The sequence below is a fragment of the Niveispirillum sp. KHB5.9 genome, assembly GCF_048066115.1.
Taxonomy (GTDB): Bacteria; Pseudomonadota; Alphaproteobacteria; order Azospirillales; family Azospirillaceae; genus Niveispirillum.
This window is the reverse complement of sequence record NZ_JBLTYX010000018.1, coordinates 46,224-71,710: the sequence shown is the minus strand read 5'-3', so window position 1 is coordinate 71,710 and position 25,487 is coordinate 46,224. Positions and strand designations below refer to the sequence as shown.

The 25,487-nt window shown below is 65.8% G+C and carries 17 protein-coding genes; 14 read left to right on the top strand and 3 right to left on the bottom strand.

The annotated features are described in order from the left end of the window. Positions 1–281 precede the first annotated feature (281 nt). The 7 genes from ACM9HJ_RS23835 to ACM9HJ_RS23805 all read left to right on the top strand — a co-directional run bounded on the left by ACM9HJ_RS23835 (position 282) and on the right by ACM9HJ_RS23805 (position 14,453). A complete protein-coding gene (locus ACM9HJ_RS23835) occupies positions 282–1,715 on the top strand; it encodes a porin (protein WP_416574277.1) in 1,434 nt (477 codons plus the stop codon). Between the two features lie 387 nt (positions 1,716–2,102). Further along, a complete protein-coding gene (locus ACM9HJ_RS23830) occupies positions 2,103–2,597 on the top strand; it encodes a hypothetical protein (RefSeq protein ID WP_416574276.1) in 495 nt (164 codons plus the stop codon). 29 nt (positions 2,598–2,626) lie between these two features. Next, complete coding sequence (locus ACM9HJ_RS23825) at positions 2,627–4,615, top strand: TonB-dependent receptor plug domain-containing protein (RefSeq protein WP_416574275.1); 1,989 nt, start codon at positions 2,627–2,629, stop codon at positions 4,613–4,615. Between the two features lie 280 nt (positions 4,616–4,895). Then, positions 4,896–5,396 (top strand): hypothetical protein, encoded by a 501-nt coding sequence (locus tag ACM9HJ_RS23820; RefSeq protein ID WP_416574274.1) that lies wholly within the window; start codon positions 4,896–4,898, stop codon positions 5,394–5,396. Positions 5,397–5,425: 29 nt separating this feature from the next. Continuing rightward, positions 5,426–7,408 carry a TonB-dependent receptor plug domain-containing protein gene (locus tag ACM9HJ_RS23815; protein ID WP_416574273.1) on the top strand — a complete coding sequence of 661 codons (1,983 nt, stop codon included), beginning with the start codon at positions 5,426–5,428 and terminating at the stop codon, positions 7,406–7,408. Positions 7,409–7,511: 103 nt separating this feature from the next. Beyond that, on the top strand, positions 7,512–9,212 hold the full coding sequence (locus ACM9HJ_RS23810; RefSeq protein ID WP_416574272.1) for a methyl-accepting chemotaxis protein: 1,701 nt from the start codon (positions 7,512–7,514) through the stop codon (positions 9,210–9,212). Between the two features lie 171 nt (positions 9,213–9,383). Then, positions 9,384–14,453 carry a hypothetical protein gene (locus ACM9HJ_RS23805; RefSeq protein WP_416574271.1) on the top strand — a complete coding sequence of 1,690 codons (5,070 nt, stop codon included), beginning with the start codon at positions 9,384–9,386 and terminating at the stop codon, positions 14,451–14,453. A 291-nt stretch (positions 14,454–14,744) separates the two neighbouring features. On the opposite strand, the gene ACM9HJ_RS23800 is transcribed toward ACM9HJ_RS23805, so the two are convergent. The 3 genes from ACM9HJ_RS23800 to ACM9HJ_RS23790 form a co-directional block, all read right to left on the bottom strand. Then, a complete protein-coding gene (locus ACM9HJ_RS23800; RefSeq protein WP_416574270.1) occupies positions 14,745–15,599 on the bottom strand; it encodes a C40 family peptidase in 855 nt (284 codons plus the stop codon). Then, a complete protein-coding gene (locus ACM9HJ_RS23795; RefSeq protein WP_416574269.1) occupies positions 15,596–16,042 on the bottom strand; it encodes a MarR family transcriptional regulator in 447 nt (148 codons plus the stop codon). The genes ACM9HJ_RS23800 and ACM9HJ_RS23795 overlap by 4 nt, the downstream gene beginning before the upstream one ends. Before the next feature lie 119 nt (positions 16,043–16,161). Further along, positions 16,162–17,547, bottom strand: a complete 1,386-nt coding sequence (locus ACM9HJ_RS23790; protein ID WP_416574268.1) for a leucyl aminopeptidase family protein — start codon at positions 17,545–17,547, stop codon at positions 16,162–16,164. A 134-nt stretch (positions 17,548–17,681) separates the two neighbouring features. On the opposite strand from ACM9HJ_RS23790, the gene ACM9HJ_RS23785 reads away from it, so the two are divergent. The 7 genes from ACM9HJ_RS23785 to ACM9HJ_RS23755 all read left to right on the top strand — a co-directional run bounded on the left by ACM9HJ_RS23785 (position 17,682) and on the right by ACM9HJ_RS23755 (position 25,191). Beyond that, positions 17,682–18,350 carry a glutathione S-transferase family protein gene (locus ACM9HJ_RS23785; protein WP_416574267.1) on the top strand — a complete coding sequence of 223 codons (669 nt, stop codon included), beginning with the start codon at positions 17,682–17,684 and terminating at the stop codon, positions 18,348–18,350. A 191-nt stretch (positions 18,351–18,541) separates the two neighbouring features. After that, positions 18,542–20,137 (top strand): ABC transporter substrate-binding protein, encoded by a 1,596-nt coding sequence (locus ACM9HJ_RS23780; RefSeq protein WP_416574266.1) that lies wholly within the window; start codon positions 18,542–18,544, stop codon positions 20,135–20,137. A 54-nt stretch (positions 20,138–20,191) separates the two neighbouring features. Continuing rightward, positions 20,192–21,313: an RDD family protein gene (locus ACM9HJ_RS23775; RefSeq protein ID WP_416574265.1), complete on the top strand. Its 1,122-nt coding sequence runs from the start codon at positions 20,192–20,194 to the stop codon at positions 21,311–21,313. Positions 21,314–21,373: 60 nt separating this feature from the next. Beyond that, positions 21,374–22,150: an RDD family protein gene (locus tag ACM9HJ_RS23770; protein WP_416574264.1), complete on the top strand. Its 777-nt coding sequence runs from the start codon at positions 21,374–21,376 to the stop codon at positions 22,148–22,150. A gap of 27 nt (positions 22,151–22,177) precedes the next feature. Further along, positions 22,178–22,918, top strand: coding sequence for an RDD family protein (locus ACM9HJ_RS23765; protein ID WP_416574263.1), 741 nt, complete (start codon positions 22,178–22,180; stop codon positions 22,916–22,918). Positions 22,919–22,997: 79 nt separating this feature from the next. Then, positions 22,998–23,897, top strand: coding sequence for a DMT family transporter (locus tag ACM9HJ_RS23760; RefSeq protein WP_416574262.1), 900 nt, complete (start codon positions 22,998–23,000; stop codon positions 23,895–23,897). A gap of 124 nt (positions 23,898–24,021) precedes the next feature. Continuing rightward, positions 24,022–25,191: an aromatic amino acid transaminase gene (locus tag ACM9HJ_RS23755; protein ID WP_416574261.1), complete on the top strand. Its 1,170-nt coding sequence runs from the start codon at positions 24,022–24,024 to the stop codon at positions 25,189–25,191. Positions 25,192–25,487: the final 296 nt, after the last annotated feature.

Here is a 25,487-nt window from a genome sequence, read left to right as displayed (position 1 = left end):
CCCTGTTCGCAACGGCCCCGCACACCCGCCGGACGCCGCGACAAGCCCCCATAGATGACAATTTAATGACATTGCGAAATGAAAGTCCGGCACGTCGGGCCGTGCCTATAATGCAACAGCTCATCCGTGTCATGAAGTCGTAATAAAACCGCATCAAATCGGCAATGCGCCTCTGTTAGCCCTCCCCCCGGGGCCTGAGGTGCCGCTGATACATACCCCGGAATGGGGATCGGCGCGCTGACAGGCTTTGTCGCCGTGAGAGATCCCACCGGAGAACAACAATGAGCCTCAAGTCCACCCTGCTGGTCGGTGCCGCCGCCGCCATCCTGGCCGCCAGCCCGGCCATGGCCCAGAACGCCCCGTCCCAGGCCCAGATCGATGCCCTGGCCGCGCAGATCCAGGCCCTGCAGGGCCAGCTGACCTCGCTGAAGGATTCGGTCGCCAAGGAAAGCGCTGCCAACAAGAAGACGCTGGAAGCCATGCCGAAGGTCACCGCCGACGGTGGCCGCATCCGCGTGGTGACGGCCGACAAGGCCTTCGACGCCGCCATCCGCGCCCGCGTGCACATGGATTACGGCTTCGGCAACGGTGGCAAGAACTTCACCGCCGACGGCACCGACGGCTTCGGCGTCCGCCGCGCCTTCCTGGGCGTGGCCGGCAAGGTCTTCACCGACTGGACCTATGAGGTCACCGCCAACTTCGCCAGCAACCGTGGCGGCGGGGCCCAGATCCAGGCCGCCAACATCGGTTACACCGGTATCCCCGGCTGGACCATCGTCGCCGGCGTGATGCAGCCGAAGTTCACGCTGGATGACAGCACCTCGTCCAACGACATCGCCTTCATGGAACGCGCCCCGATCGGCAACGTCGTCGTCGGCATCGGCGGTTCCGACAGCCGCACCGCCGTCGGCGTGACGAACAAGGGCACCAGCCACTTCGTCGCCGCCTATGTCACGGGCAGCGCCACGAACAATGTCAGCGGCGCCGCCGCGACCGACTTCGACGATCAGGTCAACCTGCTGGGCCGTGCCGCCTATGCCTTCTGGCAGGCCAACGAGGGTTCGGCCGGCATCGGCGTGTCGGGCGTGTACCAGGCTTCCCCGCAGGCCCTGTCCCGTCCGCAGACCGCCGGCACCGCCATCACCACCATCAGCTTCGGTGACCGTCCGGGCCTGCGTATCGGCAGCCGCGACACCTCCTACCGCCTGACCAACGTCACGGTGAACCAGATCGACAGCGCCTATGCCTACGGCGCCGACCTGGGCGTGAACTTCAAGAGCTTCTGGGCCGCCGCCGAGTACTATAATTTCGGCGCCGAGTATTCCGACCGCACCGCCACCAATGCGGTGCAGACGCTGGCCGATCCGGAATTCTCCGGCTATTACGTCTCCGCCGGTTACGTCCTGACCGGTGAGCGCCGCAACTACAACATCGGCGAGTGGACCGGTGTGAAGCCCTCCTGGCCCGTCGGCCAGAACGGCTTCGGCGCCTGGGAAGTCGCGGCCCGCTACAGCCAGATCGACCTGATCGACCGCGCCGCCGGCATCAATACCGGTACCGCCGGCAAGGAGACCAACTGGACGCTGGGCCTGAACTGGTACGTCAATCCGGCCATCCGCTTCATGGTGAACCACGTCATCAGCAAGACGGAGCGCGCCAATGGCCAGGATGTCGAACTGGACCTGACCGCCGTCCGCATGCAGTTCCAGTTCTGATGACAAAGGCCCCCTGCCGGTCCTTCCGGGACCGGCGGGAAACCCGTCATGTGCATTCGAAACCCACCGTCCCTGCCGGGATCGGTGGGTTTCTTTTTTGCAGCGCAGAAAACAGAATGGACACACGGGTCAGAATAGATCGCATACCGTGAAATAAAGCATCATGTTCAGGAAATTTTAATAGATAAATTTTGATGAATCTTATGGTTAAAATATCATAACTGACTACGATGATATGTTGCGTAAATAGCACAACGCGAAATTGCCGATGGTTTTCTGTGGAAACCTAACCAAAGGGATTATATCGGTCGTAGTGACGCACCCTGATCTTCGACTGTACGCATTGAGACAGGAGCATTTCCCTCCTCCTGCCTCAATGGAGACATAATGCGCAATGTGCGTTCTCCGGCACGGTCCGGCCTTCTGGCCGGACTGCTGGTGCCGATGCTGACCTGTGCCGCCCCGGCCCTGGCGGCGGTGGATGGCCCGACGGCCGCCGTGGCGGTCAAGGCCCTGAACTTCCTGCAACCCAAGCCTGCCAAGCCGACCCCGGTCACCATCGTGGCCGACGGTGCGGCCGCGGGTGATGCGGTCAAGGGTGCCCTTGGCGCCGATGTCGCCGCCAAGGTTGTGGAAGGTGCCGGTGGCGACCTGTCCGGCGCCGTCGCGGTGATCGTCATCGGCGGTGCCGATGTGTCGGCCAAGGCTGCCGCCGGCCAGCTGGTGATCGGCGACATGGCCTGCATGGAAGCGGGCAAATGCGCCCTGGCGGTCGAGCGCCAGGCATCGGGTGCTGCCAAATACCATGTCAACACCGCGGCCCTGGCCAAGGCCGGCGTCAGCTTCGACAAGAATTTCCAGATGCTCGTGACCGCGCACTAAGCCGGCGTCACCCCCAGGAGTCCCCCTATATGAAGAAGTCCATCCTGCTGGGCGCCACCGCCCTGTTCGCCGTCGGCGCCCATGCCCAGACGATCAATTACACGGCTCTCCAGGACGCGTTCGGCCAGCCCGTCACCACCAGCGTGACCGGCAAGCCCCAGGTTGCTTCCGACGCCCCCGCTGCCCTGCGCATCATCACGGCGGAAGAGATCAAGGCCACCGGCCTGGACAATCTACCCGACATTCTGGCGCGCGTCGGCGGTCTCGACCTGCTGCGCTGGGGTGCCGGCAGCGTCGATATCGGCATGCGCGGCTACAACCAGCCCAACAGCCCGCGCCTGCTGGTGCTGCTGAACGGCCGCCAGGTCTATTCCGACCATTACGCCCTGGTGAACTGGTCGACGATCCCGGTGCAGTTGTCGGAGATCAAGCAGGTCGAGGTCGTGAAGGGCCCGGTCGGCGCCATCTACGGCTTCAACGCGGTGGCGGGCGTGATCAACATCATCACCCAGAACCCGCTTTATGACACCGATGGCACGGCTACGGCCCGCATCGGCAACAATGGTGCGCGTGAAATCGGCCTGTCGAAGAATGTCCAGATCTCCGACAGCCTGGGGGTGCGCGTTTCCGCCGGCTACAAGGAGCAGGACGAGTTCAGCCAGGGTGCCATCACCGCAGCGGAGCGCGCGCGCCTGCTGGATCCGGAATCCTCCTATGTCGCCTTCGGCGCGCTGGCGCAGCTGACCGACAGCGTGCAGGCCGGTCTGGAACTGACCCGTTCCAAGATGAAGCAGACCGACATCACGGCCACCAACAGCCTCTATGGCGACGACTACCTGACCAAGTCGGCCAAGCTGGACGTGACGGGTGACGCTGGCGACGCCGGCCTGATCTCCTTCACCGCCTACCGCAACTGGCTGGATTTCGAGTATTACGGCATCGGCAAGTCCGACGTGACCACCAGCGTGGTGCAGCTGTCCGACCTGATCCAGATCGGCACCGACCACACGGTGAAGATCTCCGGCGAATACCGTCACAACAGCATGGGCCGCTTCCCGGCCCCCGGCGCCACCATCTCCTACGACGTGTGGGCCGTGGCCGGCATGTGGGACTGGAAGCTGACCGACAACCTGTCCTTCACCAACGCCGTGCGCTCCGACTGGCTGGATCTGGGCTATTCGGGCGCCACCTCCCCGCCCTATGTCGCCGCCGATTTCGACCGCCAGATCAGCAAGCTCAGCCTGAACAGTGGCCTGGTCTACAAGGCGTCCGACGTCGACACGCTGCGCGCCACCTACGGCCTGGCCAACCAGCTGCCGTCGATCCTGGAACTGGGGGGCTTCTACCTGCCCACGGCCACGCCCGCCGGCATCTTCGCCTCAGCCGGCAACCCGCATATCAAGCCCAGCAAGGTGCAAAGCTACGAGCTGGGTTATGACCGCGCCCTGGCCGACATCAATGGCGGCCTGCATCTGTCGGTTTTCCGGCAGACCACGGACGACATCAAGGCGTTCCTGGGTTCCGACCGCAGTGTCGTCAATGGCCGCCCGGCCTCCATCGTCATCAACGCCGGTGACAGCGCCTCCTGGGGCTTCGAGGCGGCGTTCGATGGCCGCGCCACGAACGGGGTGCGCTATGGCGCGTCTTATTCCTGGAACGATCTCAATGACGACCTCACCGTGAACAAGGGCGCGATCGCCACCCGCCCCGTCGGGTATGAAGGGGCGTCACCCCGCCACAAGCTGCAGGGCAACCTGGGCTGGTCGGATGGTGCCCTGTCCACGGACCTGAACCTGTCCTGGCAGTCCAAGCGGACGCTGCTGCGTCCGGTGACGGGCGGGCAGGCCCCAGTCCAGATCGACAGCACTTGGACCGGCACGGCCAGCATCGGCTACCTGTTCGAAACGGGGACCGAGGTCCGCTTCACGGCCAGCGATTTCCTGCGGCCGGAAACGGCCCTGGGCATGGCGCTGGAAACCGAGCGCCGGGTCTATGCCACCGTATCGCAGAAGTTCTGATCATGAAGCGCGCGCGCCTGTGCGATCGCACGGGGGTGCGCGCCCATGAAGAAAAAGCACAGGTAGCTGTTGTCTAGTTGCTGAGTTAAATTTCATTAAATCAACAGAACGTAAATCTATTCAATTTTCGCACAGTTAAATCCAATACAATTTTACCAGTTATCATTTTTAATTGAAAACATAACCCTAAGAACAGTTGCATAGAGTCAATAATCACTCTTATGTATGCATTATCAACCTGCGAGTTCAATCCCAATAATGAAGAGAATGGGGAGACCAAATGCACCAATTGCGATCCAAGTCCCTGCTCGGGCTTACCGCCGCGATGCTGTTGCCGATCCTGGCCTGCGCCGGTTCCGCCGCGGCGGCCGTCGATGGCCCGACAGCGGTCGTTGCGGTTAAGGCCCTGAACTTCCTGCAGCCCAAGCCAGCCAAGCCGACACCGGTCGCTATCGTCACTGACAGTGGCCAGGCCGCCGCCGGCGATCAGCTGAAGGGCGCCCTTGGCGCCGATGTCGCCGCCAAGGTGGTTGACGGCGCCGGCGGCGACCTGACCGGCGCTGTCGCGGTTATCGTGGCGGGCGCCAGCGACATATCCGGGAAAGCCGCGTCCGGCCAATTGGTCATCGGCGACATGGCCTGCATGGAAGCCGGCAAATGCGCCCTGGCCGTCGAGCGCCAGGCATCGGGTGCCGCCAAATATCATGTCAACACGGCCGCCCTGACCAAGGCCGGCGTCAGCTTCGACAAGAACTTCCAGATGCTCGTGACCGCGCATTGAGCCGGCGTCATCACCAGGAGAACCATAAGATGAAGAAATCCATCCTGCTGGGCGCCACCGCCCTGCTCGCCGTCGGCGCCAATGCCCAGACGATCAACTATACCGCCCTCCAGGACGCGTTCGGCCAGCCCGTCACCACCAGCGCCACGGGCAAGCCGCAGGTGGCATCGGATGCCCCGGCATCGCTGCGGATCATCAGCGCCGCCGACATAAAGGCCAGTGGCCTGGACAACCTTCCCGACATTCTGAACCGCTATAGCGGCCTGGATGTGTTGCGCTGGGGTACCGGTGCCGCCGACGTGGCCATCCGTGGCTACAACCATGGCCATTATGGACGCCTGCTGGTGCGAGTGAACGGTCGCCAGGTGTTCAACGACCATTATGCCATGGTCGTGTGGAACACCATTCCGGTGGCCCTGTCGGAAATCAAGCAGATTGAGATCGTCAAGGGTCCGGTTGGCGCCATCTATGGCTTCAACGCCGTGGCCGGCGTGATCAACATCATCACGGTGAACCCACTGTATGACGAGACGGGTACCGCCACGCTGCGCGCCGGCAATAATGACAAGCGCGAAGCCAATATGGTCAAGACACTCAAGCTCGGCGACAGCTTGGGTCTGAAGCTTTCGGCTGGTTACAAGGAGGCTGATGAGTTCCAGCGCGGCAAGCTCACCACCACCGAGCGTAACCGCCTGAGGGATATGGAGGCCAACCATGTTTCCGCCGCCGGTCTGGCGCAGGTGGCCGACAATATCCAGGTGGGTGTTGAACTGTCCCGCAGCTATTCACTGCAGGACAATTACACCACGACCAATACCTACTTTGCCATCGAGTATGTCGCCCGGGCGGCAAAGCTGGATGTTGACGTCGATGCTGGCAATGTGGGCCTGATAAACTTCTCAGCCTATCGCAACTGGCTGGACTTTGATTACCTGGGGACCGGTGCATCTGATGCGCGTCTCACGGTTGCGCAGATCTCCGATCTGATTCAGCTGAACCCAGAGCACACAGTGAAAATCACCGGTGAATACCGCAAGTCCGAAATGGGTCGCTGGCCGACGCCAGGCGGCCGGATCAGCGCCGATATCTTCGCCAGCTCGCTGATGTGGGACTGGAAAGTCTCGGACAATGTCTCCTTCACCAATGCCGCGCGGGTCGATAATTTCAACCTGGGCTACAAAGGTGCAGTGCCGACGCCGCGCACGGTGTCGGAATTCGACACCGACTTGACGAAGTTCAGTTTCAACAGTGGTGTGGTATACAAGCCCACACCGGAAGATACGTTGCGTTTTACTTATGGTCTGGCCAATCAATTGCCCGCCATGTTTGAACTCGGTGGCTTCTACGGCGCTGGTTCAGTCGGTAATCCGAACCTGAAACCGGCCAGCATCAGCAGTTTCGAACTGGGCTATGATCATTTGCTGCCGGCGATCAACGGCAGTTTCGGCCTCTCTGCCTATCGCCAGAAGACCAAGGATGTCAAAGCGACGACGGGCGCTGCGTCGGATCGTGTCCTGATCAATGGCACGCTGACCCAGACCTTCATCAACGCTGGCGAATCCTCCTCCTGGGGTGTGGAAGCAGATATCAGAGGAGCCATTGCAGGTGGCTTCACTTACGGAGCTTCGTACACCTGGATCAATATCGACGATGACCTGACCATCAACAAGGGCAGGCTGCCGACACGCCCGGTCTATTATGAAAAGGCCACCCCGACGCATAAGTTGCAGGGCAATATCGGCTGGACCAGCGGCGCCCTGTCCGCTGACCTGGGTATGACTTGGCAGTCCAGCCGCTACCAGCTGCGGTCCGGTACGGGCGCCGATGCCGGCTTCCTGGTTCCGACCAAGATCGACTCCTACGTCAGTGGTACAGCTTCGGTTGCCTACACCCTCTCCACCGGCACCGAGATCAGGGCGACGGCCACCGACTTCCTGCGGGCGAGCACCCCGGCAACGACGGTGCTTGAAACCGAACGCAGGCTCTATCTGAGCGTGTCCCAGACGTTCTGATCCGCTTGCGGGTCGGGCGCTCCTGTAAGGAGAGGCCCGGCCCGCTTTCCGGCGGTCTTGCGGATATCCGCGCTGTTCGGACCTATCCAAAAGGAAATGCCAAATGTATCAAACGCTTCTCGCCCGTCTCGACCGGTTGTCCCTGCTGGCCAAGCTGATGGCCGGTCCCGTCATCACCGCCCTGGCCATGCTGGTCCTGGGCGGTCTTTCCATTGTCGAACTGCGCTCGCAGGCGTCCGACACCCGTGTGCTGGTGGATGAGAAGCTGGCGCGGGCCGCCGAGATGCAGACCCTGGTGACCGAATTGAAGGGCAGCCTGGGCAACGCCTATTTCGCGGTGCTGTCCGTGGCCGGCGGCAATCCGGCGGCGGGTGCCATCAAGGAACTGGAGGCGGTGAAGACCGCCATCGACAAGGAAGCCAAGCGGCTGGATACCATCTCCGGCAGCATCGCCGACCCCGCCCTGAAAGCGGCGGTGAAGGCGTCGGCTGCGGAGCTGGAAGGATTCAGCGGTGCCGTCGACGTCGTCTCCACCATGCTGGAGGTCGACCTGGCCACCGCCGCCGGTGCCGTCCTGCCCTTCAATGAGAAGGTGCAGACCATCGTGGCCGCCCTGGACAAGGCCACGGCCCAGATCCAGGCCGATGCCCGCACCAGCGTGGAGCGCCAGGCGCAAAGTGCCGTGACGGCCTCCTGGCTGCTGGTCGTGGGCCTGCTGGTGGCGCTCGCCATCGTGTCGCTGCTGGTCTTCGTCATCACCCGGCTGGTCCGCGACGGCATCGACAATATCGCCCGCGCCATGGGCAGGCTGGCCGACAACGACCTGTCGGTCGATCCCGCCAATCTGGTCCGCGCCGACGAGTTGAACAGCCTTGTCGACGGCCTGTTCAGCTTCAAGGCGGCCCTGCTGGACGCCGCCCGCCTGACCGCGGAACGGGTGGAGGCCGACACCCGCGCCCGTCAGGCGCTGTTGTCGCTGGCCGACAGTTTCGAAGCCACGGTACTGGGCTCCGTCCGCACGGTGGGCGAGACGGCGGAACGGGTGCTGAGCGAGGCCGAGCGCCTGGGCTTGGTAGCCGAGGATGGCCGTACCGCCGCCGACCATGTGTCGCGCGCCGCCGAAAGCTCCGACCAGGGCGTGCAGTCGGTGGCCAGTGCCGCGGAGGAACTGGCCGTCAGCTTCAACGATGTCGCCCGCCAGGTGGAAGGTGTCACCGGCAGCACCCGTCAGGCCACGGCCGCGGTGGAACGCTCCGACGGGCTGGTCCGCAACCTCAATACCGAGGCGGAAGGCATCAAGAATGTCGTGGACCTGATCTCGGCGATCGCCAGCCAGACCAACCTGCTGGCGCTCAACGCCACGATCGAGGCCGCCCGCGCCGGAGAGGCCGGCAAGGGCTTCGCCGTGGTGGCGTCGGAGGTCAAGCAGCTGGCCGGCCAGACGGCCAAGGCCACCGAGGAGATCGAACGCCGCATCGGCGCCGTCCGCCATGCCGCCGACGCCGTCGTCGGCGCCCTGGGGGAGATCACCAGCCGCATCGGCGACGTGTCCAGCATCAGCACGACCGTGGCCGCCGCCGTGGAGCAGCAGCGCATGGCGACGCAGGAGATCGCGCGGTCGGTCCAATCCGCCTCCAGCGCCAGCCGCGAGGCGGCGACGGAGGTGCAGTCCCTGGCCCAAGTGGCGGCCGGCACCGGCGATGCCGCCCGCGGCATGCGCGAGGCGGCGACCGGCCTGACCGGCGGCGCCACGCGCCTGCGCAAGGAGGTGGACGGGTTCCTCCAGCGCGTCCGCGCCGGCTGATCCCCTTCCTTATCCTTATCTGTCCAACCTTCCAAACACCCCGCCGGGCCCCGGCCGGCGGGGTGTTTTCATATGCGGCAGAATTTTCCCACGAACATGCCGGAAAGTTGGCCCGGCTCTTGCTTATAAGGTTTTCGCGGCTGGAAACCCAATGAGCGAAAGAGCCAGAACATGGTTGCGATCAGTTCCTACAACTCCGTCGGTGACATTCCCCTGCGGGCGATGGCCTCGCTGACGGCTGAACAGATCGGCTCCTTCTCCCTGGGCGAGATCGGCGAATTGTCGAAGGCACAGATCGGTGCCATCTCGGTCAAGCAGATCCACGGCCTGACCAGCAGCCAGATCGGCGCCCTGTCCTCCAGCCAGATCGGTTTTACCGCGGCACAGCTGGCGGCCTTGAACGACGACCAGTTCAACGCGCTGGAGGCGGAGGATTTCTCCGCCATGTCGCTCAGCCAGATCCGCGGCATGACCCCGCGCGAGGTGTCGCTTCTTTCCGCGGAAAAAATTGCCGCCCTGTCCACCGCCCAGGTCGCTTCCTTCACGGCCCCGCAGCTGAAGGCGCTCAGCAATGACCAGATGGGCTATTTCAGCACCGACCAGATCGGCGCCCTGACAGCGGGCCAGGTTGCCGTGCTGACCGGCAACCAGCTCAACAGCCTCAGCGAAACGCAGCTGGGCGCGATTTCCAATACCAAGCTGAAGAGCCTGACGCCGACCCAGCTGAAGGCGCTCAACACCGATACGCTGGCCCGCTTCTCCTCCAGCCAGATTTCCGCGCTGACCGCCAACCAGGTGAAAAGCTTCACGCCCAGCCAGCTGAACGCGCTGACGCCCGTGCAATGGTCGGGCTTCACCGCCTCGCAGATCGGCGCCCTGACGCCGGCGCAGATCAAGGGCATCCATCCCGACGCCATCGCCGGCCTGCTGTCCAGCCAGTTGAAGGGACTGACGGCCGCCCAGGTCGGCGCCTTGACGCTGGACCAGTTCGCCAGCCTGTCGGGCGAACAGATGGGCGAGTTGTCGACGACCCAGGTCAAGGGCATGACCCAGACCCAGATCGGGGCGATGACGGATGCGCAGCTGGTCTCGCTGTCCTCCGCCCAGCTGGCGGGCTTCACCGCCTCGCAGATGAAATGGTTCTCCGCCGACAAGCTGTCGACCCTGACACCGGACCAGATCAAGGGCCTGAACGGCACCCAGATCGGCGCGCTGACCAATGAACAGTTCGCGGGCCTGAATGCCGACCAGGTGGCGGCATTGACCACGGCCCAGTTGGCCACCCTGTCGGCGGGCAAGGTCGCCACCCTGACGGAAGAGAAGCTGGCGGCCCTCAGCACCACCCAGCTGAACGGCCTGACGTCGGTCCAGATCAAGGCGCTGACCGTCACGCAGATGTCGCTGCTGACGGAGGAACAGTTCACCGGCCTGGGCAAGGCCCAGCTGGTGGCCCTGACCGCCACCCAGATCAAGGCCCTGCCCGACGGGCGGCTGGGCAGCCTCAGCAGCACCCAGATGGCGGCCCTGTCGGCGGGCCAGGTGGGGGCGCTGACGCCCGAACAGGTCACGGGCCTGGATTCCGGCCTGATCGCCGCCCTGACGCCCGAACAGCTGCGCGCCCTGTCGACGACGCAGATCAACGGCATGGTGGGCGAACAGATGGCCGCCTTGTCGGCCAAGCAGATCGCGGCACTGAGCCCCGCCCAGGTCAAGGGCCTGTCGGCCGAACGCCTCAGCGATCTGTCCACCACGCAGATGGAGGCGCTGACCACGGCGCAGATGGCGGCCCTGTCGGCCGGGCAGATGGGGGCGCTGAGCCCCGAACAGCTGGCCGGCCTGACGCAGACGCAGCTGCGCAACCTCACCTCCGTCCAGGTCGGCGCCCTGACGCCCGAACAGGTCTCCACCCTGGGTACCACCATGCTGGGCGGCCTGTCGGCGGCGCAGGTGAAGGGGATGAGCGCCACCCAGACGGCGGCCTTGAACGAAACGCAGATCGCTTCCCTGTCCCGCACGCAGGTGGCCAGCCTGTCGCCTGCGGCCCTGGGCGGGCTCAGCAACGCCCAGCTTTCCTGGCTGACGGGCGAACAGCTGGTGGGTCTGACGGCCACCCAGATGGCGGCCCTGAATGACGGGCAGATCTCCGGCCTGGCACCCGAACATATCGCCGGCCTGACCAACGAGCAGGTGAGGAACCTGACGCCCGCCGCCCTGTCGGCCCTGACGCCGGACCAGCTGGCCTCGCTGGCACCCGACCAGATCGCCAATTTCTCCACGACCCAGGTGAAGGGCCTGACCGACGGCCAGATCGGGGCGCTCAGCGTGACGCAGGTCGCCGGCCTGTCGGCCACCGGCATCGCCGCCATGTCCGTCACCCAGATCAGCGCCCTGACCGGGGAACAGATCGCCAGCCTGTCGGCCTCCCAGCTGAAGGGCATGACCTCGACCCAGATCGCGGTTCTGCAGGCGGAAGAAATTACCGCCCTGACACCGGAACAAATGGCCCAGCTGGCCCCGGCCCAGGTGAAGGGGCTGAGCACCGACCAGATTTCGCTGCTGTCCGGGTCGCAGGTGTCCGGCCTGACCGGGGCGCAGCTGGCCGCCTTGTCCACCACCCAGCTGAACGCGCTGAACGGCGAACAGCTGGCGGCCCTGTCGCCCGAACAGCTGGCCGCCTTGTCCACGACCCAGATGGCCGGGCTGTCGGGTGACAGCATCACCCAGCTGACCCCCGACCAGATCGCCACCCTGTCCACCGCCCAGGTCAAGAACATGACCCTGGGCCAGCTGAACAGCCTGGCGGAGGAACAGATCCGTGCCCTGACGCCGGCACAGCTGGCGGCCCTGACGCCCGCCCACATGGCCGGCGCCACCACCACCTTCTTCGGGGAACTGTCGGGCGAGCAGTTCGCCAGCCTGACCCCGGCCCAGATCGCCGGCCTGACCGTGGAACAGCTGAATGCGCTGAGCGACGAGCGTTTCGGCGAGATCACGCCCGCCCAGCTTTCCGGCATGACCGCGACCCAGATCGGCGGCCTCAGCCTGAACCGCGTCGCCAAGCTGGGTGGGGAACAGTTCGCCAGCCTCTCGGTGGCCCAGCTGCGCGGGCTGAAGCCCGACCAGGTCGGCGTGCTGCCCGACGGTGCCATCAACAACCTGACCGTGACCCAGTTCACCGAACTGTCGCCCGCCGCCGTAGCCGGCCTGACGCCGGACCAGATCTACAACCTGCCCCAGGAACTGCTGTCCGGCATGACGGCCGCACAGGTGGCGAGCCTGACCGCCGACCAGTTGAACTTCCTGACGCCGGAGCGGGTGGGCAGCCTGACGCTGACCCAGGTGGCCGGCTTGACCAAGGATCAGGTTTCCGTGCTCAGCCCGCAGCAGCTGGGCGCCCTGTCACAGGCCCATATCGCCGCCATACCGGCCGCATCGCTGTCCGGCCTGTCGGAAAACCAGGTCAGCGCCCTGTCGGAAGAACAGGTATCCGGCCTGACGGTGGCCCAGATCGCCGGCTTCAGCACGGCCCAGATGGGAGCCCTGCGTCCCGATCATGTCGCCGCCCTGACCAATGCGCAGATCCAGGCCCTGTCCCCGGCCCAGTTCGGTGCGCTGGACCCGGTCAGCATCCCCATGCTGAACGAGAGCCAGCTGCCCGTGATCTCCACGGCCCAGATCGCCGCCTTGTCGGACGACCATATCGGCGTGCTGACCGACGCCCAGGTCGAACGTCTCAGCAACGCCCAGATCGCCGCCATCAGCACGGCCGCCGCGGCCGGCCTGCGCTCCGGACAGCTGTCCAGCATGACGGAGGCGCAGTTCCATTCCCTGTCGGCGGCCCAGCTGAAGAATGTTCCGCCCTCGCAGCTGTCGGCCCTGCATGCCAACCGCATGGCCTATTTCACCGATGCCCAGGTGGCCGGGCTGACGGCGGCGCAGGTCAACGCCTTCAACAGCGAGCAGATCGGCAATCTCTCCACCGGCCAGATCGCCGCCATCCAGCCGTCGGTCATCTCCAGCCTGTCGTCCGGCCTGCTGAACGGGCTCAGCGACACCCAGATCTCAGCATTGACCCAGCAGCAGATCGCGGCGCTGACGCCCGCCCAGATGGGGGCCCTCAGTGCCGCCAAGTTCGAGGTCGTGGCCGGTTCCCGCCTCACCTCCTTCAGTGCCGCCCAGATGGCCACCCTGTCGGCGGCACAGCTGCAGGCGCTGACCACCACCGATCTGGCCACGCTGGCCAGCACGCAGCTGTCGGGCCTGACGGCCACGCAGGCGGGCTACCTGTCGGCGGGCCAGCTGACCGCCCTGTCGGCCACGCAGATCCAAGGCCTGTCGGCCAGCTTCGTCGCCGGGCTGACCGCACAGCAGGTGCAGGGGCTCTCGGGCACGCAGCTGACGTCGCTGTCCAGCACCCAGTTCGCGGCCTTGTCCACGACGCAGATCGTGGCCCTGTCCACCACCCAGCTGGGCCAGCTGAGCACCAGCCGTCTCAATGATTTCAGCGCCACGCAGGGTGCGGCCCTTTCCGCCGTCCAGTTCTCCAGCCTGTCCACTACCCAGCTGGGCGGCCTGAACGCCACCTTCATGAGCCATCTCAACGCCACCCAGATGGCGGCCCTGCTGCCCTCCCAGCTTCAGGCCGTCACGGCCGAAGGGCTGGGTGCCGTGCCCGCCACCGCCCTGTCGGGCCTGGGTACCGGCCATATGAACGCCCTGTCGGCCACGCAGGTGAACAGCCTGTCCACCACGCAGCTCCAGTCGCTGACCACGACCCAGATCCAGGATCTGACGACCACGGCGGTGGCCGGCATGTCGGGGACGCAGCTGTCCGCCCTGTTGCGGGTGCAGCTGCGCTCGCTCAGCAGCCAGCAGATCGCCGCCCTGTCGCCGACGCAGGTGGGCGGCATGTCGACCACCCAGATCGCCAACCTGGCGGGCACGCAATTGCAGTCCCTGACCACGACGCAGTTCGCCCAGCTGTCCTCCACGCAGATCGGCGCGCTCAGCACCACGCAATTCGCCAACCTGACCCCGGCCCAGGTCGGGCAGTTGAGCGCGCTGCAACTCACGGGCGTGACGGTGGGACAGGTGGCGGCCCTGACCAATACCCAGATCGCCGGGCTGGTGCCCTACCAGTTCCACTCGATGACGGAGGCCCAGCTACGCGCCTTCACCGGCACACAACAGGCCGCGATGACGACGGAGCAGCAGACCGCGTTGAGCGAGGCGCTGGCATAGCGGGGCACCCGGGATCTGTTGAGATTTGGGGATACATGCTCATTCCCTGCCTCCCCCGCGAAAGCGAGACCTGTGCGAAAGTCTGGGCCGTGAGGGTTTCAGCAAACTCTACCGTCACCCCGGCGAAGGCCGGGGCCCAGGTGACAAGCGCTTCGCTTTACGATCTGGGCCCCGGCCTTCGCCGGGGTGACGGTAGTGAGAATGGCAACGATGGTGCCCAAGAGTATCGCAGAGGTCTCGCTTTCGCGGGGGAGGCATTGAGGGAACTGCCTACAAACCCTGAACAACACCCTATCCCAGACGCTTCACCGCATTGATGCCCTTGGCACCCGCGCGCGCCAGCACATCGGCCAGCGGCTCCGCCACCACCTGCATGTGGAAGGCGTTGGCGTGCAGCAAGGTGGTGGCGTCGGTCATGATGCCGACATGGCCGGGGAAGAACACCAGGTCGCCCCGGCGATATTCCACGCCGGTGCCATCGGCGGAGATCAGCGTTCCCAGCAAGGCCGCCTGCTGATCGCTGTCGCGCAGGCATTCCGCCCCCGCCGCCAGCAGCGCCACCTGCACCAGGCCGGAACAATCGATGCCGATGCTGGTGCGCCCGCCCCAGAGATAGGGGGTGCCCACGAACCGCTCCGCCACGGCGACGAAATCGGCGGCATGCGCGTCCACGGGCGCTAGGTGGCGGGCATGCAGCCAGCCCCCGCCCTCCACCTGCCGCCAGTCGCCCTGCTCGCCCGTCACCACGACGCTGGCACCCATGGGCAGCACATCCAGGAAGGGCAGCTTCAGATCGGCTTCGGGCTGCAGGAAGGTGCGTAGCGCCGTCACCTTGTGCGTGGCCTCGGTCAGGTCGGCTTCCAGCGCCTCGACCCGCAGCCAGCCGACATAGCCGTCGGTCTCGTTCTGGCCCCAGGCCCAGCCATCATGCTCGTCCAGCACGGTGAAGCCTTCGCCCAGCAGCAGTTCGGTGGATTGCCGCGCCTCGAAGGACGGTTCCTCCTTCAATGCCACGAAGCCGCTGCGGACCTGGCAGGGTACGCCATCGATGAACCGCGCGGCCTGCACGCGGCCGCGCAGATAGGAGGCGGCCAGATCATCACGATAGGGATGGATACGGGGGTCGGGTTTTGCTTGGTCGGTCATGCCGATGGGGCCAGGGCTTCCGTTCGGGCGCCGTCCACCATGACGGGAGACACGACGCCGCTGACATCCAGGACAGGGTCCGCGACGGCCCCGCCTTCGTCGCCGTTCTGGGGCGCCTTCTCCGCGTCGATCACCATCTGGCCGAACTCGGTCAGAAACACGGACCCTTTCACGGTCCGCTGGACCAGCACGTTACGGCGATCCTCCTGATCGCGCTTGCGCTTGATGTAGCCCAGCCGGCCCAGCCGGTCCAGTGCGCGGGTGATGGCGGGTTTCGACACGTTCAGGGTCGCGGCCAGTCCGCGCACTGTATGCGGCGGCGGCGTCAGGAAGACGGTGAGCAGCAGCGCCAGCTGCCGCGCGGACAGGTCCGGCCCATCCTTGCGAACGCTGGCCACCAGGGCCCGTCGCCAAAGCTGCAACGCCTGAAGGTTACGTGACATGCCCCGCCCCCCGAAACCCGCGTCCCCGTGCCCGATGCTTCGCGGAAATCGCGGCCGGGCACGGAAACCGAGTGTGCCGAAGATTAACCCTGTCGGCAAGGCTGGACTGGCAAGGATTGTTACTGTTTCGAACCAAAACGCCTAGCGATCACGTCGAAGAAGGCGCGCAGCGTCATCGCCTCCCCCCCTTCCGGACGGCCGGGACGATTGGACTGGTTCCAGGAGAACAGGTCGACATGGGCCCAGACCGTGTCCTTGGACACGAACTGCTCCAGGTAGAGGGCCGCCGTGATGGCGCCTGCCATGCCGCCGCCGGGCGCGTTGTTCAGGTCGGCGATCTTGCTGTCCAGCTGGTTGCGATAGCCCTGCCACAGCGGCAGGCGCCACAGCGGATCGTCCTTGGCCGTACCCGCTGCCAGGATGTCGTTCGCCAGCTCGTCATTGTTGGAGAACAGGGCCGGAAGGTCCGGGCCCAGCGCCACCCGTGCCGCCCCCGTCAGCGTGGCGAAATCCAGCAGCAGGGCCGGCTTCTCAGCATCGGCATCGGCCAGCGCGTCGCACAGGATCAGGCGGCCTTCGGCGTCGGTATTGCCGATCTCCACCGTCAGGCCCTTGCGGGTGGGGATGATGTCCATGGGGCGGAAGGCATTGCCGGCAATGGAATTCTCCACGGCCGGGACCAGCACGCGCAGCCGCACCGGCAGCTTGGCGTCCATGATCAGTCGCGCCAGGCCCAGGGCATGCGCCCCGCCGCCCATATCCTTCTTCATCATCAGCATGCCGGATGCCGGCTTGATATCCAGCCCGCCGGTGTCGAAGCAGACCCCCTTGCCGACCAGCGTCACCAGCGGATGGGACGCATCGCCCCAGCGCAGCTCGATCAGGCGAGGCGCACGGGCGGCGGCGCGGCCCACGGCATGGATCATCGGATAATTCTGGGTCAGCAGGTCGTCGCCGACGATGACATTGAACTTCGCCCCGAACTCCGCCGCCAGCGTCTCCGCCACCGCCGCCAGTTCCGGCGGCCCCATATCCTCGCACGGGGTGTTCACCAGATCGCGCACCAGGAAGGCCGACTTGGCAAAGCGCTCCACGGCGGCCCGGTCGGCCTTGGCCGGCAGCACCAGGGCAGCGAATTCCTTGGCCGACTTCTTGTAACGGGTGAACTGGTAGGTCGCCAGGACCCAGCCCGTGGCCACCGCCGTGGCGGTATCCGCATCCAGCTCCGTCTCGATCGCATAGGACCCGGACGGCAGGCTGCCCGGCAGGCCCGCCAGGGACCAGATATCGATACGATCCGCCACGCCCACCAGCACACGGGCCAGCGACCCGTCAGCACCCGGCACCAGGGCGGTGGCACCGGCCCCGGCCTTGAAGCCCAGGCGCTTCACCCAGGCGGCCTCGACAGGTGCTGCGGCAGCCAGCCAGGCATCCAACCCGTCCTTCTTCAGCAGGGTGATGGTGACGGTATCGGCGGCTTGTGCGGTCAGAAGATAGGCGGTCACGAAATATCGTCCTTCTGGCATTGCTGTGCTGGATGCCGCGATTGTCCCGAAGGCAAGTTTGGGGCTTTGCGGTCGTTCGCCAACAGCCCTACTCTCCCGCCCTCCACTCCGCAACGGTGAAGCAGAGCGCTGCCATGTCCGACATCCCCTCCGCCCCCCTTACCCTGGTGATGGGCAACAAGGCCTATTCCTCCTGGTCCCTGCGCCCCTGGTTGGCCCTGCGCCATGCCGGTGCACGTTTCACGGAGGTGGTGGTGCCGCTGCGCCAGCCGGAGACCAAGGCGACGCTGCTGTCCCACGCGCCCAGCGGCAAGGCCCCGTCGCTGCGTCATGGCGATCTGGTGGTCTGGGACAGCCTGGCGGTCTGCGAATATGTGAACGAGTTGTTCCCCAACGCGCAGCTCTGGCCCGCCGATCAGGGAACCCGTGCCGTGGCCCGCGCCGTGGCGGCGGAGATGCATTCCGGTTTCCCCGACCTGCGCAAGAACCTGTTCATGGATGTGCTCAAGCGCCATGACCGGCCCGATCGCGTGGCCGCCGCCCAGGCGGATATCGACCGGGTGCTGGCCATCTGGACCGATTGCCGCGCCCGATTCGGTGCCGGCGGCCCCTTCCTGTTCGGCGCGTTCAGCATCGCCGACGCCATGTTCGCCCCCGTCGCCACGCGCCTGCGCACCTGGCAGGTGGCGGTCGATCCCGTCTCCGCCGCCTATATCGATGCGATCTATGCCCTGCCCGCCATGCAGGACTGGCTGCGTGACGCGGCGGCCGAGCCCTGGGAGATCCAGTTCGAGGGGATGTGATCCGACAGTCATCCCGGATGACTGTCGGCGGCCGGAGATTGCCGGCCCGCGCCACGTGGCGCGCAAGCCAAGCCGCCGGATGGCGGCGCCCGGCGCTTGAGGGCGCAATAATATCTCTCATTCGGCCTATTGCTTTAGTGGTGGTGGCGATCGCATAGTGCGGTGCCCCCACCATTTGGGGCGCCTTGCGGGTGGAGTTGCGTTTGCTGGCGCCGCGTTTCCGGTCCTGGATGGGATTGCTGCTGCTGGCCGGCCAGGCGCTGCTGATCACGGCTGGCGCGGAGGCCGCCGAGCTGCGCATCGGCCTGATGAATCTGGCGCGTTCCGCCGATCCGCATCTGGGCGCCAACCGCGCCGATTACCTGCTGCATGACCAGATTTATGAGGGGCTGGCCGGCGTCGACGCCGCCTTCCGCCCCGTGCCGCGTCTGGCGGAACGCTGGGAACAGACGGCCGACGGGGCTTGGCTGTTCCATCTGCGCCGCGGCGTGCGGTTCCAGAACGGCCAGCCCTTCACCGCCCGCGACGTGCTGTACAGCTTCTGCCGCGTGGGAAAGGTCGGGCTGGAACCGCGGGCCTTGGCCGCGCGGCTGGCCGGGATCATCGCGGTGGAGGCGCCGGACCCCTTCACCATCCGCATCCGGCATGAGATGCGGGTGGCCATCTTCCCCAGCGACATGGCCAGCGTGCCCATCGTCGCGGCACCCGCCGACCTGAATATCACCTTCACGCCCGGCGGCTGCGCCGGCGATCGCTGGGGCGACAGCGACCATTATGCCGACCCCGGCTTCGGCACCGGCCCCTTCCGTCTGGCCCGGTTCGCCGCCGACGAGATGGTGGTGGAACGCAACCGGGATTATTGGGGCAGCCCCGCCGGCTGGGACCATGTCCGCCTGATCCATCTGACGGAGAAGGAGCGGGTGACCGCCATGGTGGAGGGCAGGATCGATATCCTGGACAATCCATCGTTGGAATCCTTGCCTTTCTTCGCCCGCCGGCCGGACCTGGTGCTGGTGGAGGGGCCGTCCAGCGGGGTGACCTATCTGCAGTCCAACCAGCGCGCCGCCGATGGGCCCGACGGCCCCAACCGGTTCCGCGACCGGCGGGTGCGCCGCGCCCTGCTGCTGGCCATTCCCGGCCGGCTGCTGGCCGACCGCATCGTGCCCGGTTTCGGTAACGCCACGGGCCAGATGGCCATGAAAGACACCGATGCCCATGTCCCCGACATCCCCGATGACGAACATGACCTGGCCGAAGCCCGCCGCCTGCTGGCCGAGGCGGGGTTCGCCGGCGGGTTCGACACAACCCTGATGGTCACGCCGATGCAGTCCAAGGTGGGCGACGCCATCGCCCATTTCCTGGCCATGGTCGGTGTGCGGGCCAAGGTGCAGGTCGAACCCATGGACCGCTATATCGAACGGCTGCGCACCGGCGAATTCGAGCTGTTCTATGGCGGCTGGATCTACAATCCCGCCAATATGCCGGCCTCGCTGCTGGCCCTGCTGGGCCGGGGCGTGGAGGGGACCGGCCGCGGCGCCCATAATTACGGTGGCTATTGCAACGCCGATATCGACCGGCAATTGGTAACGGCATTGGGCGAAGCCGATGCCGGCCGCCGCAATCGCCTATTGCAGGACGCCGCCCGCGCCCTGCATGACGATGTGGCCTGGATCCCCGTAATGCATGCCGAAGGCCGCTGGCTGGTGCGCGCCGGCATCCGCCTGGAACCGCGCCTGGACCGCATGCTGCTGGCACGCGAGATAACCGCCGAACCCGCAACCCGTTGACGGGTTGACCTGGAGCCGACACCATCATCCGCGATAAGGGGAGATGGCACGGCAATGTCGGGAAAATGGTGGCATGTGCGCGATGGCGCCATCCTGGGGTCGACCTTGGACCGGACCGGCGACCAATTGAAACCCGATCTGCCTCTGCCCGATCCCAATGCCCCCCACCCTGCCCGGCCGCTGCCGCGCCTGCTGGCCCAGGGGGTCGATCTGATGATTGGCGTCACGATCCTGACGCCGCCCTATATTCTCCTGCTCCTGATCATGGGGTTCAACGCCACGGGCCTTGAAGGGAATATGGCGCAGTTCGTCGCGGTCTGGATTCTCATTCTGCTGGCATTGCTGCTACAGGCACCGATGGTAGCCCTGACCGGCACCACACCGGGCAAGGCGCTGCTGGGCCTGCGCCTGACGCGCCTGGACGGCACCCGGCCGGATTTCCCGACCCTGTTGAAGCGCCAAGCCCGGCTTTGGGTGGAAGGGCTTGGCCTGGGCATCCATCTTGCCGCACCCATCACCGCTACCTTCAGCTGCCGGCGCGTCATGCGCGGACAGCCCACCCGGTGGGACGCGGCACTGGACCTGCGTATGTGGCAGCATGACGACCGGCGGATGCGCCATCCGTTAGCGTTCCTGGCCTATTCGGCCCTGTTGAGCGTGGCCCTGAACCTGCCCAACCCGTTCCATGCCCTGATGCCGGACGAGGAGGGAAGATTATACACTCAGCCGATGGCCCTCAGCGATCGATGGCGCAATCCCGTTACGGGAAAGGTCGGCCGGCTGGCGACAGGCTGGGTTATCGAAGTGGAACAGCTGGACGATGGCGGCACCGCCCATTGGTTCTGGAAACAGGACCGCGACGGACGCGGGATGATCCGCCGCGAGTTCATCGACAGGCCCTTCCCGGACCATGTCGCGGAACAGCTGCGGAGCATCATCCCCAACCGTGATGAACCCTTCCCCGCGCCCGTCGGCGACCAGCCCGTCTGCATCCGGACCGGCCCCTTCACATCCGAACCGGAGGAAGGCATGGAGCCGGAGATGGAAGCACGGCATTTGCGCGGCCTCGCCTCCGGCGAGGTCTGGACCATCCAGGGCTGGTGGCCGAACGGGGATGAGCCGGAGAAGGTTCGCGTTCAAAGTCTGCTGAACGGCCTGGAATCGACCCTTCGCTGACACTTGAACGATTGTGGATCGTTTCGGTATATCCCTTATCGATTTAAAACGAGGCAAGAGATGCCAGATAGATGGTGGTACGCGTATGACGGGGAATGTTACGGCCCGCTGACGGCGGAGCGCGTGGGCAAATTGCTGATGGCGCGGGAACTGGACGGGCGCGACTGGATGTGGAGGCCGGGCATGGCGGCCTGGGCGCCGATCGGCACCCTGCCGGACTTCGCCCCGGCTCTGCGGGAGGCGGGCAACAGCCTCAACGGACAGAAGCCGGAACCGGTACCGCCACCGGACCGGTTTCCCGACACGGAGGGGGCAAGACGGGCCGGCCCCTGGTCGCGTTACTTGGCAACCATACTCGATTTGTCGCTTGTCAACATTACCTTGCTCCTCTCCCTCATGCTCATGGGCTATTGGGGCAAGAATCTACAGATAGCGCTGTCGCTGAATATTTGTGTACTGCCGATCACCCTGCTGCTGTTGGGGATATCGGTCGCAGCAACCGGAACCACGCCGGGCAAGGCGCTGCTGGGCCTGCGGCTGCGCCAGCTGGATGGCCGCCGCCCAGACATCGCCACGCTGGCGCAACGGCAGATACAGCTCTGGGTGCAAGGATTCGCACTGGGCATCCCTATCATCGGGCTGTTCTTCATGTATTTCGCCAAGAAGCGGGTGGACCGCGCCTGGCGCACGAAATGGGACGGGGCGTGCGGTCTGGACGTCTATCAGGATCGCCATGACACGGCCCGGTTCAGCCTAGTCCTGCTGGCCGGTCTGGCGATCAATCTGGGCCTTCAGTTGCTGATCACGGGACGCATCCAGATCAGCTTCCGTCTCTGACGCTCTCCCATGTCACAGGATCAAAACATGTCGGACAGTTGGTGGTACGCGCATGAAGGCGATGGCTGGGGCCCCATCCCGGTCCAGCGCCTGCGGAACCTGCTGTTGACGGGGGAACTGGATGCACGCGACTGGCTGTGGGCACCGGGAATGACGGCCTGGGCACGGGCCGGCACTATCCCCGACTTCACCGAACAGCTGCGCGTCGCCGGCCCCGCCCAGCGGCCGGAGGATGCAGGCCCGGCCCCACCCCTGCCAGCCCTGGACGAGCCGCGCAAGGCCGGCCCTTGGCCGCGCCTCTGGGCACAATTGCTCGACCTCTATCTGGTCAAGGCGGTGCTGATTGTGCTGTTGGCCCTGCTGGATATCCGCGTGAAGGCGGATGGCACCCGGTTCCTGGTGATGTTCGCTTCCCTGCCGGTGGGCCTGACGCTGCAGGCCCTGCTGTTCGCCTGGATCGGCACGACGCCGGGCAAGGCGCTGCTGGATCTGCGGCTGGCCCGGCCCGATGGCACGATCCCCGACCTGCGCACTCTGTTGCGCCGGCAATATCTGCTCTGGCTGAAAGGGTGGGGCCTGGGCGTGCCTCTGGTGAACATGATCACCTTCTATAACGGCAAGCTGCGCCTGGACCGGGCCAAGCCGACCCTGTGGGACAGGGAAATCGGTGCCGATATCTGCCAGCCCCGGCCGCAACCGGGTCTGGCCGTCCTCTGCATCTTGGCCATTCTCGCGGTGGACCTGGGAGGGCAGGTTCTGAGCCAGTAATCCTGGGCCCAGATTAAATTTCCCTGCCGCCCCGAACAGGCACTTGGCAAGCCCATACCGCCCGGCCTATCCAGCGCCCATGTCCCACCGCCCCTCCCCTTTTTCCTGGTTCCTGCTGCTGGCCGCCTCGCCCCTGCTGTTCGGGTCGAATGTGCTGGCGGCCCGGTTCGTGGCGGGGGAGATACCGGCCGTGGCCATGGCGTTCTGGCGCTGGGCGCTGGCCTTGCTGTTCCTGGCACCCTTCATCTGGAACGAACTGGTGGCCGGCTGGCCGGAATTTCGGCGCGACTGGCGGGGCTTCCTGCTGCTGGGCAGCCTGGGCATGGGCATCTGCGGGGCGCCCGTCTATCTGGCCGGGCAGACGACGACGGCCACCAATATCAGCCTGATCTATGCCGCCGCCCCCGTGCTGATCGTGCTCTACGGCCGCCTGTTCTGGCGGGAGAAGGTCAGCGCGGTGCAGGCGCTGGGCGTGGCCATCAGCCTGTCGGGTGTCGTCGCCGTCATCGCCAAGGGCGATCCCAGGGCGCTGCTGCACCTGCATTTCACAGCGGGCGATCTGTGGATCGTGCTGGCGGCCAATGGCTGGGCCTTCTATTCGCTGCTGCTGCGCCACCGCGCCTCGGGCCTGACACCGTTCGCCCGCTTCTCCGGCATCTGCGCCGGCGGCGTGGTGTCCATGCTGCCCTTCTATGCGCTGGAGATGGCGGCGGGTCAGGTGGCCGACCTGTCGGTGCGCACCGTCGCCACCCTGGTCTTCCTGGCCATCATTCCCGGCCTTGCCTCCTATCTGGTCTATGGCCGCCTCGTCACCGTGTTCGGCGCCGGGCGGGCGGGCATGGTCCTGTATCTGACCCCGCTCTATAACGCCGCCCTGGCGGCCCTGCTGCTGGGGGAGCGGCTGGAGCCCTATCACCTGCTGGGCATCGCCCTGGTTCTGCCGGGCATCTGGCTGGCCACTCGTCGCCCGGCGCAATAATTCGCCACCGGAACCGGCCGCGCAGGGCAGATCGGCGCTGGACGGGGCTCAGTTCGCAAAGTAATTGCGCTGTCGAACGCCTATCCTGTGGCTCCCTTTCTTCCGCCCCTCAACAGAGGCTTCCATGTCCTTCTTCCAGCCGCTGGCCCAACAGCCCGCCGACGCCCTTCTGGCCCTGATCGGCATGTTCCGCAACGATCCCCGTCCGGGCAAGCTTGACCTGGGCGTGGGCGTGTTCCGCGACGATGCCGGCAACACCCCCGTCATGCGGTCCGTCAAGGCGGCGGAGAAGAAGCTGTGGGAAACCCAGGACAGCAAGTCCTATCTGGGACCGGAGGGCAATGTCGCCTTCGCCCGCCACATGGCGCGTCTGGCCCTGGGCGATGTCGATCTGTCCGGCCGGCTGACGGGCGTGCAGACGCCGGGCGGTACTGGCGCCCTGCGCCTGGGCGCGGAGTTGCTGGGGGCCACCAAGCCCGGCGCCACTGTCTGGGTGGGCACGCCGACCTGGCCCAACCACCCGCCCGTGCTGGCCGCCGCCGGCCTGAAGGTGCAGACCTACAAGCATTTCGACACCAATACCCAGGCCATCACCTTCGACGCCGTCATGGATGCGCTGAACAAGGCACAGGCCGGCGACATCGCCCTTCTGCATGGCTGCTGCCATAACCCCACCGGGGCTGATTTCGACCTGGACCAGTGGAAGGCCATTGCCGAATTGCTGTCGGCCCGCGGCATCGTTCCCTTCCTGGACCTGGCCTATCAGGGCCTTGGCCTGGGCATGGAACAGGACGCCGCCGGTGTGCGCCTAGTCATGGATGCCTGCCCGGAGGCTGTGCTGGCCTATTCCTGCGACAAGAATTTCGGTGTGTACCGCGACCGCGTCGGCGCCCTGATCGTGCAGACGGCGGCGGCCGGCGACACCGACCGTATCTCCTCCAACATCCTGGCCCTGGCGCGGGCCAACTGGTCCATGCCGCCCGACCACGGCGGGGCGGTCATCGCCACGCTGCTGGACGATGCCACGCTCGCCGCCGACTGGAAGCTGGAACTGGACACGATGCGCGACCGGCTGCTGGGCATCCGCGCCGCGCTGGCCGGCCATGGCGGTGTGCTGGGCCGCGTGGACCAGCAGCGCGGCATGTTCTCCCTGCTGCCGCTGTCGCCGGACGTGGTGAAGCGCCTGCGCGAGGACCATGCCGTCTACATGGCCGGCTCCGGCCGCATCAATGTCGCCGGCCTGTCGGTGGAAACCGCCGGGCAGTTCGCCAAGGCGCTGGCCGCCTGCCTGTGAAATCGTAGGTCAGGTCGAGCAGAGCGAGCCCTGACAGGCAGGCTTGAAGCTTTCCCCGTCAGGGCTCGGCTGGCGCCTCAACCTGACCTACGACGCCCACCAGGGTTGCACCGGCCCAAGCCGATGGGGATTTGACATCCCCGCAACCTTCCCCTATACCCGCCACCATTCCTGGGAAGGCGGGCGCCGGTCACTTTGGCGCCCCGTCCCTGTTTTGCCTTTTGGAACCCCAATGGGCAAAGGGCAGGGAACTACCGGGACAACAGGACCGTCTGATACGGGCGGCGAGAATGGAG